The organism is Citrobacter arsenatis (assembly GCF_004353845.1).
Lineage (GTDB): Bacteria > Pseudomonadota > Gammaproteobacteria > Enterobacterales > Enterobacteriaceae > Citrobacter > Citrobacter arsenatis.
Genome location: NZ_CP037864.1, coordinates 4,511,543 through 4,525,105 on the forward strand (window position 1 = coordinate 4,511,543; position 13,563 = coordinate 4,525,105).

Annotated in this window: 13 protein-coding genes and 1 tRNA gene; 5 read left to right on the forward strand and 9 right to left on the reverse strand. The window is 50.1% G+C overall.

Annotated elements, in window-relative coordinates; all coding sequences use genetic code 11:
- The first annotated feature begins 161 nt into the window (after positions 1–161).
- Both dnaG and rpoD read left to right on the forward strand, forming a co-directional pair.
- Entirely contained in the window at positions 162–1,907 is a 1,746-nt protein-coding gene (gene dnaG, locus E1B03_RS22655; RefSeq protein ID WP_133086969.1) for a DNA primase, read from the forward strand.
- Positions 1,908–2,266: 359 nt separating this feature from the next.
- Entirely contained in the window at positions 2,267–4,114 is a 1,848-nt protein-coding gene (gene rpoD, locus E1B03_RS22660; protein WP_103769770.1) for an RNA polymerase sigma factor RpoD, read from the forward strand.
- A 144-nt stretch (positions 4,115–4,258) separates the two neighbouring features.
- Here rpoD and mug read toward each other — a convergent pair whose 3' ends face one another.
- A complete protein-coding gene (gene mug, locus E1B03_RS22665; RefSeq protein ID WP_103769771.1) occupies positions 4,259–4,765 on the reverse strand; it encodes a G/U mismatch-specific DNA glycosylase in 507 nt (168 codons plus the stop codon).
- 125 nt (positions 4,766–4,890) lie between these two features.
- Here mug and E1B03_RS22670 point away from each other — a divergent pair.
- From E1B03_RS22670 to E1B03_RS22680, 3 genes are all read left to right on the forward strand, one after another.
- Positions 4,891–4,966, forward strand: a tRNA-Ile gene (locus E1B03_RS22670).
- A 139-nt stretch (positions 4,967–5,105) separates the two neighbouring features.
- Entirely contained in the window at positions 5,106–5,858 is a 753-nt protein-coding gene (locus E1B03_RS22675) for an abortive infection family protein (protein ID WP_133086970.1), read from the forward strand.
- Between the two features lie 60 nt (positions 5,859–5,918).
- Positions 5,919–6,980: a hypothetical protein gene (locus E1B03_RS22680; RefSeq protein ID WP_133086971.1), complete on the forward strand. Its 1,062-nt coding sequence runs from the start codon at positions 5,919–5,921 to the stop codon at positions 6,978–6,980.
- Here the strand turns inward: E1B03_RS22680 and E1B03_RS22685 are convergent.
- From E1B03_RS22685 to E1B03_RS22720, 8 genes are all read right to left on the reverse strand, one after another.
- Positions 6,968–8,629, reverse strand: coding sequence for a terminase large subunit (locus E1B03_RS22685; protein ID WP_133086972.1), 1,662 nt, complete (start codon positions 8,627–8,629; stop codon positions 6,968–6,970). The two genes, E1B03_RS22680 and E1B03_RS22685, sit on opposite strands and share 13 nt — an antisense overlap.
- Entirely contained in the window at positions 8,613–8,969 is a 357-nt protein-coding gene (locus E1B03_RS22690) for a phage terminase small subunit P27 family (RefSeq protein WP_071692247.1), read from the reverse strand. The genes E1B03_RS22685 and E1B03_RS22690 overlap by 17 nt, the downstream gene beginning before the upstream one ends.
- Positions 8,970–9,108: 139 nt before the next feature.
- A complete protein-coding gene (locus E1B03_RS22695; protein WP_071692246.1) occupies positions 9,109–9,552 on the reverse strand; it encodes an HNH endonuclease signature motif containing protein in 444 nt (147 codons plus the stop codon).
- On the reverse strand, positions 9,553–9,843 hold the full coding sequence (locus tag E1B03_RS22700) for a head-tail connector protein (RefSeq protein ID WP_001650759.1): 291 nt from the start codon (positions 9,841–9,843) through the stop codon (positions 9,553–9,555).
- A complete protein-coding gene (locus E1B03_RS22705; RefSeq protein WP_133086973.1) occupies positions 9,836–10,174 on the reverse strand; it encodes a phage head closure protein in 339 nt (112 codons plus the stop codon). Before E1B03_RS22705 ends, E1B03_RS22700 begins: the two co-directional genes overlap by 8 nt.
- Positions 10,171–11,397 (reverse strand): phage portal protein, encoded by a 1,227-nt coding sequence (locus E1B03_RS22710; RefSeq protein ID WP_133086974.1) that lies wholly within the window; start codon positions 11,395–11,397, stop codon positions 10,171–10,173. The genes E1B03_RS22705 and E1B03_RS22710 overlap by 4 nt, the downstream gene beginning before the upstream one ends.
- Position 11,398: 1 nt before the next feature.
- On the reverse strand, positions 11,399–11,959 hold the full coding sequence (locus tag E1B03_RS22715) for an HK97 family phage prohead protease (protein WP_133086975.1): 561 nt from the start codon (positions 11,957–11,959) through the stop codon (positions 11,399–11,401).
- A 44-nt stretch (positions 11,960–12,003) separates the two neighbouring features.
- Positions 12,004–13,158, reverse strand: coding sequence for a phage major capsid protein (locus tag E1B03_RS22720; RefSeq protein ID WP_133086976.1), 1,155 nt, complete (start codon positions 13,156–13,158; stop codon positions 12,004–12,006).
- Between the last annotated feature and the right edge of the window lie 405 nt (positions 13,159–13,563).

The following is a 13,563-nucleotide window of genomic DNA, read 5'->3' on the forward strand; positions in this document are numbered from 1 at the left end:
GTTTTGAACAGCGCTAACGCTGGCCCCGAAGGGGCGAGGCTGCAAGCCGAGTAACGCGGCAAGTGAGTGAATCCCCGGAGCTTACTTAAGTAAGTGATAGGGGTGAGCGAGTGCAGCCAACGCAGAGACAGTTTGAAGGATGAAGTGTAATAACGGGGCATATGGCTGGACGAATCCCACGTGTATTTATCAATGACCTGCTGGCAAGAACCGACATCGTCGATCTCATCGACGCGCGGGTAAAGCTGAAAAAGCAGGGCAAAAATTATCACGCGTGCTGTCCGTTCCATAACGAAAAAACCCCCTCTTTCACCGTAAACGGTGAAAAACAGTTTTATCACTGCTTTGGGTGTGGCGCGCATGGCAACGCCGTCGACTTTCTCATGAACTACGACAAGCTCGAGTTTGTGGAAACCGTCGAAGAACTGGCCGCAATGCACAACCTTGAAGTGCCTTATGAAGCAGGCAGTGGCCCCAGTCAGATAGAGCGCCATCAACGGCAAAGCCTTTATCAATTGATGGACGGCCTGAACACTTTTTATCAACAGTCTTTGATACAACCCGCCGCTACCCCCGCGCGCCAGTACCTGGAAAAGCGAGGATTAAGTAGCGACGTTATCACCCGTTTTGCCATTGGTTTTGCGCCTCCCGGCTGGGACAACGTCCTGAAACGGTTTGGTGGCAATGCCGAGAATCGCAAATCGCTGGTCGATGCGGGGATGCTGGTCACCAACGATCAGGGACGCAGTTACGATCGCTTCCGCGAACGGGTGATGTTCCCCATCCGCGACAAGCGTGGTCGGGTCATTGGTTTTGGTGGACGCGTGCTGGGCGATGCCCTGCCGAAGTATCTCAACTCCCCAGAAACCGATATTTTCCATAAAGGTCGCCAGCTGTATGGCCTTTATGAAGCACAGCAGGATAACGCCGATCCGCAGCGCCTGTTAGTGGTAGAAGGCTATATGGATGTGGTGGCGCTGGCGCAATACGGCATTAACTACGCCGTGGCATCCCTTGGGACGTCAACCACCGCCGATCACATTCAGCTGTTGTTCCGTGCGACGAACAATGTAATTTGCTGTTACGACGGCGACCGTGCCGGGCGCGACGCAGCATGGCGCGCACTGGAAACCGCACTGCCCTATATGACAGACGGACGCCAGCTACGCTTTATGTTTTTACCTGACGGCGAAGACCCCGATACGCTGGTGCGTAAAGAAGGGAAAGAGGCCTTTGAAGCCCGGATGGAGCAGGCGCTGCCGCTCTCCGCGTTTTTATTTAACAGCCTGTTGCCGCAGGTGGATTTGAGTACCCCGGATGGACGCGCGCAGCTCAGCACGCTGGCATTACCGCTGATTACTCAGGTACCAGGCGAAACGTTGCGCATTTATCTGCGACAGGAGTTGGGAAACAAGCTCGGCATTCTGGATGACAGCCAGCTTGAACGTTTAATGCCAAAACTGGCAGAAAATGGGGCTTCCCGCCCTGTTCCACAGCTAAAACGTACGACCATGCGTATACTTATAGGGTTGCTGGTACAGAACCCAGGCCTCGCCCCACTGGTTCCGCCGTTAGGCGCACTGGATAGCAATAAGCTGCCTGGACTTGGCTTATTCAGAGAACTGGTCAACACTTGTCTGGCTCAGCCAGGTCTGACCACCGGGCAACTTTTAGAACACTATCGTGGCACAAATGATGCTGCGACCCTTGAAAAACTGTCGATGTGGGACGATATAGCAGATAAGGATATCGCAGAAAAAACCTTCACCGACTCACTCAATCATATGTTTGATTCGATGCTTGAACTGCGCCAGGAAGAGTTGATAGCTCGTGAGCGCACACACGGTTTAAGCAACGAAGAACGCCGGGAACTCTGGACGCTGAACCAGGAACTGGCAAAAAAATAAGTGAAAGACAAAACAAAGACAAAATCATTCGCGTTGTATCAAGGCAGTAAGTGAACGAACGCCTGGGAGTGTACATAAGTACATGACCAGGATGACGAATCCGCCGGGAGCGGATTTGAACGCTGTTTACGGCGGTCCCGTAAGGGGCGAGGCTCAGGATGAGCCGAGTAACGAACGCAGCTAACGCAGAGACAACGTGAAGGATGAAGTATTTAACGGCTTAACTGCCGAATATCGATCGGGAAGCCCCCGACAGCCGCACGGAGAGGCAGCGGCAAAATATAAGTATGCCCTCGTTTTGCCGTTGGCGGTTTTACCGCCCAACACCAATCAAACGAATTAAGTGTGGATACCGTCTTATGGAGCAAAACCCGCAGTCACAGCTGAAGCTTCTTGTCCAACGTGGTAAGGAGCAAGGCTATCTGACCTATGCCGAGGTCAATGACCATCTGCCGGAAGATATCGTCGATTCAGATCAAATCGAAGACATCATCCAAATGATCAATGACATGGGTATTCAGGTGATGGAAGAAGCACCTGATGCCGATGATCTGCTGCTTGCTGAAACCTCCAACAGCACCGATGAAGACGCGGAAGAAGCGGCTGCCCAGGTTCTGTCCAGCGTTGAGTCCGAAATCGGTCGTACAACTGACCCGGTCCGCATGTACATGCGTGAAATGGGTACCGTTGAACTGTTAACCCGTGAAGGCGAAATCGACATCGCTAAACGCATCGAAGACGGGATTAACCAGGTTCAATGTTCTGTTGCCGAATACCCAGAAGCTATCACCTACCTGCTCGAGCAGTACGATCGCGTAGAAGCTGAAGAAGCGCGTCTTTCCGATTTGATCACCGGCTTTGTCGATCCGAACGCGGAAGAAGACATGGCACCAACGGCGACGCACGTCGGATCTGAACTCTCTCAGGAAGAGTTGGATGACGATGAAGACGAAGATGAAGAAGATGGCGACGACGACAGCAGCGATGACGACAACAGCATCGACCCTGAATTAGCGCGTGAAAAATTCGGTGAACTGCGTACTCAGTACGAAATCACTCGCGACACCATCAAAGCGAAAGGCCGCAGCCATGCTGCCGCGCAGGAAGAAATTCAGAAGCTGTCTGAAGTGTTCAAACAGTTCCGCCTGGTGCCGAAGCAGTTCGACTACCTGGTAAACAGCATGCGCGTCATGATGGACCGCGTGCGTACTCAGGAACGTCTGATCATGAAGCTCTGCGTTGAGCAGTGCAAAATGCCGAAGAAAAACTTCATCACTCTGTTCACCGGCAACGAAACCAGCGAAACCTGGTTCAACGCGGCAATCGCGATGAACAAACCGTGGTCTGAAAAACTGCACGACGTGGCAGATGACGTTCACCGCGGCCTGCAGAAGCTGCAGCAGATTGAAGAAGAAACCGGCCTGACCATCGAGCAGGTTAAAGATATCAACCGTCGTATGTCTATCGGTGAAGCGAAAGCCCGCCGTGCGAAAAAAGAGATGGTTGAAGCAAACTTACGTCTGGTTATCTCTATCGCCAAAAAATACACCAACCGTGGCCTGCAGTTCCTGGATCTGATTCAGGAAGGTAACATCGGTCTGATGAAAGCGGTTGATAAGTTTGAATACCGTCGTGGTTACAAGTTCTCCACCTATGCAACCTGGTGGATCCGTCAGGCGATCACCCGTTCGATCGCGGATCAGGCTCGTACCATCCGTATCCCGGTACATATGATTGAGACCATCAACAAGCTCAACCGTATCTCCCGTCAGATGCTGCAAGAGATGGGTCGTGAGCCGACGCCGGAAGAACTGGCTGAACGCATGCTAATGCCGGAAGACAAGATCCGTAAAGTGCTGAAGATCGCTAAAGAGCCTATCTCCATGGAAACGCCGATCGGCGACGATGAAGATTCGCATCTGGGTGATTTCATCGAGGATACCACCCTCGAGCTGCCGCTGGACTCTGCGACCACCGAGAGCCTGCGTGCCGCAACGCACGACGTTCTGGCTGGCCTGACCGCGCGTGAAGCAAAAGTTCTGCGTATGCGTTTCGGTATCGATATGAACACCGACCACACGCTGGAAGAAGTGGGTAAACAGTTCGACGTTACCCGTGAACGTATCCGTCAGATCGAAGCGAAGGCGCTGCGTAAACTGCGTCACCCGAGCCGCTCTGAAGTACTGCGTAGCTTCCTCGACGATTAATCTCCAGCTTTAAAACGTGAAAAAGCTCCCTGATGGGAGCTTTTTTTTCGCCTGTTACTCGAAGACCCGTAGGCCGGATAAGGCGTTTACACCGCCATCCGGCAATCTCACAAATTATTCCGGATGGCGCTTCACTTATCCGCCCTACAGGCCGCGCGCCTTCAACGCCACATCCACCTCCCGGTACGCCTCCACCAGTTTATCCAGCGTGATCCGGCTTAACCCGCTGGGATTTGGCAATACCCATATTTGCGTCGCGCCAATGGTCAGCGTCTGTTTTCCCCACTGCGCCCCACGTTGGCTAAGACCCTGCTCAAATGCCTGCTTCCCGAGGATCGCAAGCGCGGCTGGCTGATACTCCTCAATTTTCTCAATCAGCAGACGGCCGCCGCTACGCATCTCCTGTAGCTTCACTTCATTGGCTTGTACCGTTGGTCTGTCGACAAACTTAGTCACGCCGCAGCGGAAGTCCAGCAGGTGCTGTGCCTCTTCAGGTTTTAGCTGACGATCGGTAAATCCCGCCTGATGGATGACCTTCCAGAAGCGATTAGCGGGGTGTGCAAAGGGGAATCCTGTACCTGCGGAAGATAGCCCCGGATTGATGCCGCAAAACACCACGCGCAGCCCCGGCGCCAGTATGTCCTTAACCATAATTACTCCGAACAATACATCAGAGGAGCAAGTATAACGGACTGAAAATACATTGTTTATAAAAACAGCATCCGTACGCTTATGTCTGGATTGCAACGCAGAGTTACTTTATAATCCACCGCCACGGCCCCTTAGCTCAGTGGTTAGAGCAGGCGACTCATAATCGCTTGGTCGCTGGTTCAAGTCCAGCAGGGGCCACCACTTTTCAATAAGTTACGTGCAGTTCTTGATTCTATGGTTTTCTAGGATACCTATAGGATACCCCCGCAAAGTATTGGTGAGTAATTCTACAAGGCATCTGCAGTTACGGGTTTAGACAATCCAAGACTTGGTGATCTACATGGATAGCTTGCTTGACACGTTACAAAATGATTTAGAGCGAGCTCTCGCCCTACAGAACATCCTTTTGGATCGGGCAACAGGAAAGGGAGATGATGAGGTTGCATATAAGCAATTACGGCATTACTTCCTGAACTCTACCAGCCTAACCAACCATCTTCCTCAATTTGTCAGAACGTGTCGTTCACTTAGCCAATTCTGGCAATACATTAAACAAACAGAAAGTTACGCCCCTAGGCGTAAGATCATTTGGGATGAATTCCAACCTTTGCTTGACTTTTTAGAGCATAAAAATGCCTCACCATCAGATATTTTGATTACTGACGGACTCAAGAGCTATGATGAAGCCGGTGTTAACGATGCTTGGGCCAAAGCTTTAGAGCGAAGATTGCGAGATCCTGAAGGCGCAATCACCGCCGCGAGAAGTCTCGTAGAAACTGTTTGTAAGCACATATTAGATGACCTAAATGTTACTTACGATCGTAATACTGATATGGGTGAGCTATACAAATTAGTAGCAAAAGAGCTAAATCTTGCACCAGAGCAACATACAGAACAAATTTTTAAGCAAATTCTTGGTGGATGTTCTGCCATCGTAAATGGCCTTGGCACATTAAGAAATAGATTAGGAGATGCTCATGGCACAGGGAGAAAACCTACAAAAGCATCTGATAGGCATGCTTTACTTGCCGTAAACTTAGCAGGTAGTATGAGTGTTTTCCTCATACAGACATGGAAAAATAAAATAATATAAAAGAAGGTTATTCTTTCAGAACTATAGAAAGATGAGCATATCTATAAAAAAGGATTGTTTATGGAAAACATTCAATTTTCATTAGAGAAAGACGTAAACGACATATTCTTACAAAAATTACGAAAAGCTGGATTTAAAATTCCTAATAAATTAAACATATCGGGATTTGAATGTTATGCAAATATGATGTTTAGGTTGGTAGAACCTAGGCCTAGAACTATACATTTACCACAGAAAATAAAAATCCCTGCAGAGCATTTACGGGGTATTAACTTAATACTTAAAAAGTTCAAAATGGGTGCTAATGTGAACTCACATCAAAGCCGCCACATTAAGAATATTAATTTTCTGGATGCTTTTCTTCAAGACTTTGGTTTTCATCACTTCCATTTAGGCGAAAAGTATCAAAGCACTGGAAAAGATAGAGATCTAATAGTTCGAACTGGTTATGAGATAATCGCAAAAGTTGATGTAAATGATGTATACATCATCGGAGTTTATAAGCATTCAAAAAAAGAAAACTGTCACCTTTGGGCAAAAACAGAGCTATTAGAAATTTGTTATGAGAACTGGCCTCACTTACTTGATGCTTATGTCGTTCGTGGTGTTTTAGGTAATGATAAAGAGATTTCAGAAGAGGACAGGATAAAACTACGCGGTGCATATATAAATGTACCTATAAAACTTAAAAATGGAGTTCTGCTTTTTTCTCCAGGAGGCGGATTTACTGGCAATGGCATCAGTATAAACATGCGCCGTGAAATAAATAAACTGATGAATAAATTATATGTTTTCAAAAAACAGATCTTTGAGTCTTCGATTGAAATCCCTGGAAATAGTTTTTTCAAAGTAATATCTTTCGATATGGAGCACTTGTGTTTAGTTGAAGATAAGCAAAGAACCGTTATCTTGATAAAAGAGGGAAAAAACACATCCCACGTAATTAAATTCAACTTTGGACATGGCATCATAAAATACATGCCTCCACTGCATGCAAATTTAAACAAAACAACAGAAACCATTTTATCTTTATATACAATTAGCAGCCCACATTTTTTGAGTCCATTCCCATCAATTATTAACACTGAAAACAAATACATAGATAAAAATCAAATCCCATGAAAAGTATTTAATCGCTCTTTGTGGCTATCACTCATATCAAAAGCAAAATCCTCATGCTCTGCCTGGAAGGTACCGAACGCCATCAACGCTGCGACCGCAGGATCTATCTTGTTACCGGATTTCTTTTTGTTAGGCTTTATGTTGGCGTTAGCGTCGGACTCCATCACCACGTTACCCATCGCCCAGGACAGAACCGGATCGCCACGATGGCGTAATACCTTACGGTTAACGAACACCTCAAAAGATTTAGCCACCGGGCTGAACCGCAGATAAGTTTGCTGGAAAGGCTCCACATCGAGCCCCGCCCCCTGTAGCTGGGTACGCAGATGCGTCGCGTTCCACGTATCAAAGCCCACCAGCCGGATACTGAATTTTTCAGCGTCGCGCAGGATATCATCACGGATGCGGTCATAGTCGATACAGTCGCCGGGCGTGGTGCGTATCCAGCCCGCTTTCACCCACTGGCGGTAGATGGCGCGGTTTTTGTTAGCGACGTTAAGCAGCTGCGCTTCCGGCAGATAATGACGGGTAAGAAGTCGAATCTCCCTGTCGAACGGGAAAGCGTAACTTATACTGGTGATATCGCTGGTTGAGGACAGATCAAACCCGGCGTAACACTCCATTCCGGCCAGGTCTTCTTCAGCATAATCAAGTACGCAGGCATCCCATGCCCCGGCCCCCATCCACGGCGTGGATCCCTGACACCAGATATTGAAACGTTTGGTCAGCATTTCCACCCACTGTGACGGTATGCCCCGCGCTTTCTGGATGGTGGATTCCAGTTTCGCGGCGTCAACGGACACATGCAGGTTAGGGTTAGCCTTGATCCACATTTCCGGCTGTTCAACCTCGCTTTCGTCGTCCAACTCGTAGATCAGGACAAACAGAGAATCGTTGCTCTCTTCCCCGGCCAGAATCTGGCAGCAGTAGTCATAATGCTGTTTACAGACGGAAACGACGTTACTCCCGGCAGTAGTGATGGCGAACAAAATCGCCTCAGGACGTGCGCCCATACCCAGCTCAAGCGCGGAATAAACTCCGTTATCCGGATGAAGGTGGTATTCATCGACAATCGCCAGGCTTGGGTTAGTCCCTTCAATAGTGGCCGCTTTTGCCGCCAGCGGTTTTAACAGGCTGTTGCTCTTCGGGAAAATGATCTTGTGCGCCTGAATATTGACGCGCTTTTTCAGCGGTTTTGACAGCAGGCACATCTGGCGGGCATCGTCGAACACGATACGGGCCTGATCCCGACTCACCGCCGCCGTGTAAATATCCTGCTGGCCTTTTTCCATTACCAGGAACCAGTTAGCCAGCATGGCGGCCACAGTGGATTTGGCATTCTTGCGCGGCACTTCGATAAAGGCGCTGCTGTACTTTCTGCGACCTGTCTCCCTGACCTTAAAGCCCAGCAGATTAGCGAAGGCGAATTGCTGCCACGGTTCCAGCGCGATAGGCTGGCCCCGCAGAGGTCCTTTAACGTGTGGACAGAGTCGGGAGAAGGCAATAAACCGTTCTACGGTCGCCGTATCGAACACATAACGGGGGTCATACAGGTCTGAAAAGTACCGGTTTACGGCCTGTTTCAGCCGTTTACAGGCCGGGATCTCCCCCAATTTTACAGCGTTTGCGTACTCATCCCAGACGGTCAAGCTCGTCCTCCTCTTCCGTTTCAACCGGATTACGGCGACGGCTTACCGGATCAAAACCCAACAGCGACGACATTTTAATGATAATTTTCTCAGCATCAGATTTGGCTTTCAGCGCCGGATTACTGGTTGTGGCCCCACGAGATCCTTCAACTGAAAACCCGCGCAGGGCAATATCTGCAACGGCTTTCCGGTACATGGAATAATTGACGCAATACAGCTCAAGGTTGTTCCAGTCCGCAGGGGTTAAATCCCCGCGCTCAGCCATCTGCTTTGCTTTTGTCTTCCACTGCTGTCCCGCGATTTCATCAAGATAGGCGGGTGGTTTGGGTGGTCTTGCCATAACTTATTCTTTCCTTAACTTACTGCTGTCAAAAAAATTACCGCGCATAAAAATTTGAGGGAGCGGGTGGTTCCTCGCCGGGAGGGGGTTGTCTTTGAAACCTCCCCCACCCCGTTCACGCTGACTCATGTATTCCTGTTCACTCATGAGCAACCTCATAGACCCAGTCGTTGCGGCGCTGCGCTGCTTCTTCCTGTTCCCGGAACATTCCGGCTTTACGCTGCTGCTTAGTTAGCGGGTCCGTTGTGGCTGTCTTGCGACCATGACAGGCAGCACATAACGGCTGGTGGTTACTGGCTGGCCAGAACAACACATCACCTTCGCCCTCAATAGGTATGATGTGATCAACGATAGTTGCCTGCTTATAGACGCCAGCACTATGGCAGTGGGCGCACAGCGGATTAGTCTTCAGAAAGAGGAGCCGGTATTCTCCCCATCGGTTGGAGTAACCGCGTTCTGTGCGTGTGCCTCGTCGGCTATCACTCTGCCGTTGTGCATTCCGTTTGTGTTCATCACATTTGCCGGACTTTACCCGTTTATTACATCCGGGCTCTGTACAGCGTCGTAAAGGTTGCCATGGCATTTAATACACTCCAGGTTCCCGGTAGTAGTTCCACAATGACGAAGTGCTAAAGGGAAGCTCGGACGTTTTTTCCGCCGCTATTTCCCGGTGCTCATACCAGTGACCGACCAGTAGCAGACACCCGACCTTCAGCGCAGGATTAAACTCGAGTCCGTCATCAAAACGCCTGCCGATATGTTTCTGGCAAATCTCCAGCGCGGCGACGATATACCCGTTTATCAGGGCGTTCTCATCATCCCCGTCGATGCGGCAATGCAGTTTTACTTCTTCCAGAGTTATTAATTCAGCCATTGGCCACGCCTCCTTTACAAAGGAGCTCAAGACTGGTGCGGTCGTTATCCGGGAGGGCCGCCTCTATACCGTAAATATCACCACTGACTGCGGGTGACAGATATTTCACCCTGTGTCCCTGCTTAACATCACTGCGATAGCGTATCCATATTCTGACTGTGGCCTCAGAGGACAACGAACCGGTAGCCAGAAGCTCCCGGCCAGAGATACCTTTTACCTCAGCCCAGATCGTGGCGTAGTCCACCCAGCATTTTATCGGTTCTCCCAATGGCCCCTGACTTTGTTCATAGCGCTGCAGCGTTATACGATGTTTTAATCCTCCGGCTCTCATTCACTACCTTCCTTACTTTCATTGCTTATCTTCACTTCCTGTTTCCAGGCCTGGCTGAATTCGTCCCCACCTTCGCGTGGCGACATGCCCTCACGTTCGCGGGCTTCATTCGGATTCATAATTCCGTTTTTAATACCGCGTTCGTAAGTGGCGTAGCGTTCGGTTGGTGTGGCGCGGAGAAGGTCAGCAGAATCGAACTCAACCTGATAACGGGTACCGGATGCAGGACGGGCCACCAGCAAAGCGGATTTGATTTGTTGTTCGAAATTCGCCAGCCAGGGGCGCATGGTCATTGTGAGAAATGCGCGGCTCGCTTCGCTGAAGTTGCTGTAGGTACTGTTGCTGTATTCCTGAAGAAAGATCGGAGAAACATTAAACATACGGGCAATGTCTTCAATGGAAAAGCGCCGGGAAGCCAGCCATTCAGCATCCTGATTACTCATGCCCAATTTTTCGTAATCCATTCCTCCTTCAAGAATGGGCGTTTTCCCGGCATTTCGTGCACCCTTGTACCGCTCCAGTGCATCCAGTGCTTTTTTACCGTTCACGCCGTCAAGCCAGTCTTTTGCTTTGACAATGCCCGCCGCCATCATGCCCTCTTTCATGATGTTAGCGCCGTGACGCTGCTGGGCCAGTCCAAGGCCCAGCGCTTCCCGGCAGATGGTTATCGGTGAGCGCCCCAGAAAACCATCGTCCGTGGCATAACGCAGATGCAGAATCTCTTCCTGAAGATAAGTACGGGTGATTCCGCTAAAGGGTTCAGTAATAGTGTATTTGTAACGGTGTCCGGACAGACGCTCCGGAACTACGGTCCCCGGTGCATATGGATGCAATGATTCAGGCTGTCCGTCACGGCCCCAGCGGATCACCGCATAAGCGTTACCGTTCAGCAGACAGTGCCGCATCATCGTGCGTTTAAACTGGTACGGTGTCTGACAGTCGTTCGGCTGCTCATTCAGCAGATAATCAACCGGGTGATTACTCAGCCACTCCCGCGCCTCACGCCCTTTATCATTCGTTACCCGGTAGAGATAACAGGGCATGGTTGCCACTGCTTCACTGATGACCGATACGGCGTTCATGACAGCCGGTAGAGATTCCGCCGTCCCCGCAGATACATATTCGCCGGATCCGGTATTAGGTATGCCCGCCATCGCCAGCCATTCATCAATGGCCATGCTGCGTTGTTCTGCCTTACGGCTGAAAGGCCAGAGAGTCCACATATCAGATCTCCACCAGTTCGGCCCAGCGTCGGCGGTTATCGCCAGCGCGGCGTAACTCCGGATACTGGGAATAAAGCGAGCGGTGTGCAATTTCCACACCGGACTCCGGGTAAGCAGGCAGAGAAGTGATCGTAATTTCACGCAGTTCAGCAGCGGTGACGGTACGCAGATAAGGCGACTGGGTAATATCCCAGTTCTCTTTCAATGCCCGGAATCCAAACGACATGCCTTCTATATCGCCCCGTTCCACCAGCTCCAGCACATCATTACCTAACTGTGTATTGGGTGGTGTTAGTTCAAATCGCAGACCCGTATCATCTTCTGACAGTATCAGCGTGCCGGATTTGGTACGCCCCAGCAGTTGCGTATAGTCATGTTCAAATAAACAGCGCACATCATTACCGGAAGTGAGATAGCCGGAAAATGCCCCCGGCGTAAACTGTTCGCGGAATTCGTCCCAGATGATTTCTGACAGGCTGTTCCAGCGCACCGCATAGCCCACCAGCCTGCGCTCTTTGGCGATGAGTTCTGAGGTGCGGATTTCAAAATTAACGGTATCCATAACGGACTCCATAAAGACCAGAAAGGGGCCGAAGCCCCTGTGAATTATTTGGTGGAGGAAGCAGAGATTTCGAGCAGCTTGATGGCGCCGGAATCAACCACACCACCGCCCAGGTATTTATCCGTATGAATTTTGATAAAGCCCGGTTCGGTGATGTTGTCCGGACGGGTGCGGGTGCCTGTCTCATGGTCTACGATGAAATAGCCACGTTTAAAGTCGCCAATACCGATCAGGTTGTCTGGCATGGTTTCGAGATATTCAACAGGGAGGCCCAGCAGCGTATCCGGATCACCTGCCTGTAAACGGTCGCGCCAGATGTAATCCCCGTTACCGTTTTTCAGTTTCTGAACGGAGGCCGCCGTAGTGGAGTTCATCACCCATACAGCATTTTTTCGGTATTTCGCCCGGAGTTTAAATTTCAGATCAATCAGCAAATCGGCATTTAGTGCAGCACCTGTGACGGACTGAAGCGTACCGAACGGGCGGGTTTTATCTCCGTCTTGGCTGCGTGGATAAGAGAGAAAGCCTTTCGCTTTTTTCACGCCATCGCCGGATGCCAGATCCGTTTCTTCGGTATCAACGAAAGCATCGCCAATTTCAGAGGACAGCCAGCCCATGATATCCACACCAGAAAAATCGATGATTTCCTGTGTAGTCTTCGGATAGGTGTAAACCGGGAAGAGTCGGATACTGACTTCTTCCAGTTTCGGCGTTGTTGTCTCACCACGGGCTTTTCCTTCCTCGCCGTGGTTCACCCCCGCTCCGCCCACAGAGACAAGCTGTTTAAACTCGTTACTGCCGATTTTTTTCACGGTGCAGATTTTGCGCATAACGGACTCATCGTTAAGCTGCTGCATGATCTGTTTGTTGAGTTCAGGAATAACGGTATAGCCGCCATCTTCCGGAATGCCGGTAGACAGGCTGCGGGCTTCCCCGGTCAGAATGTAGGTGCGTAGTTCGTCGTTGCTTACGCCGTTTTCGTTCACCGGGTGGCCTGGCTGGTTACGTTCTTCGCTGGCTATGGCTTCGTAGCGGCTGATTTCAGTATCGAGTGTCCCGGCGCGGGTGCGGAGTTCGTCAAACTGCGTGCCCTCCTCGTCGGTGAGACTGCGTTTTTCGCTGTCGGCTTTTTCAAGCAGGTTACGCATCTGCGTTTTGAGTTCAGCTTTCTGCTGGCGTAATTCGAGTAATTTCTTCATGGAGTGGTTTCCGTAACAATGAATGTTAAGACGTGAAACCAGCGCTTTAAGGGATGTCCACCCGGAGAGAAAACCGCGGATCTGCCGGAAGAACCGGGTGGACAGTGGCGGCTCACGTCTGAGTGCCACTCTTCAAGATATACATGAAAAATATAAAGAAAACCCCAGTAAGAGATTGGGGTAGCAGTGGGTAAAAAGAAGTAATAAAAATTTACAAAAAACATCAATTAGGAGTAGTCTGAATACCGCAGGGCCGTACTTAAAAAAGTTTAAAGGAGTTTTTATGCCAACTAGCCGTACTGGAACAGATGGTAAGAAAATAACAATTCCTGATGGTTGGACATCTCGTCAGGGAACAGATGGAAGGGTAGTACCTTTACGCCCAGGTTCAACTTCTCGGCAGGG

Coding starts and splice junctions, on each gene's coding strand:
- dnaG (WP_133086969.1), top strand. CDS start 162: ATGGCTGGACGAATCCCACGTGTATTTATCAATGACCTGCTGGCAAGA.
- rpoD (WP_103769770.1), top strand. CDS start 2,267: ATGGAGCAAAACCCGCAGTCACAGCTGAAGCTTCTTGTCCAACGTGGT.
- mug (WP_103769771.1), bottom strand. CDS start 4,765: ATGGTTAAGGACATACTGGCGCCGGGGCTGCGCGTGGTGTTTTGCGGC.
- E1B03_RS22675 (WP_133086970.1), top strand. CDS start 5,106: ATGGATAGCTTGCTTGACACGTTACAAAATGATTTAGAGCGAGCTCTC.
- E1B03_RS22680 (WP_133086971.1), top strand. CDS start 5,919: ATGGAAAACATTCAATTTTCATTAGAGAAAGACGTAAACGACATATTC.
- E1B03_RS22690 (WP_071692247.1), bottom strand. CDS start 8,969: ATGGCAAGACCACCCAAACCACCCGCCTATCTTGATGAAATCGCGGGA.
- E1B03_RS22695 (WP_071692246.1), bottom strand. CDS start 9,552: ATGCCATGGCAACCTTTACGACGCTGTACAGAGCCCGGATGTAATAAA.
- E1B03_RS22700 (WP_001650759.1), bottom strand. CDS start 9,843: ATGGCTGAATTAATAACTCTGGAAGAAGTAAAACTGCATTGCCGCATC.
- E1B03_RS22705 (WP_133086973.1), bottom strand. CDS start 10,174: ATGAGAGCCGGAGGATTAAAACATCGTATAACGCTGCAGCGCTATGAA.
- E1B03_RS22710 (WP_133086974.1), bottom strand. CDS start 11,397: ATGTGGACTCTCTGGCCTTTCAGCCGTAAGGCAGAACAACGCAGCATG.
- E1B03_RS22715 (WP_133086975.1), bottom strand. CDS start 11,959: ATGGATACCGTTAATTTTGAAATCCGCACCTCAGAACTCATCGCCAAA.
- E1B03_RS22720 (WP_133086976.1), bottom strand. CDS start 13,158: ATGAAGAAATTACTCGAATTACGCCAGCAGAAAGCTGAACTCAAAACG.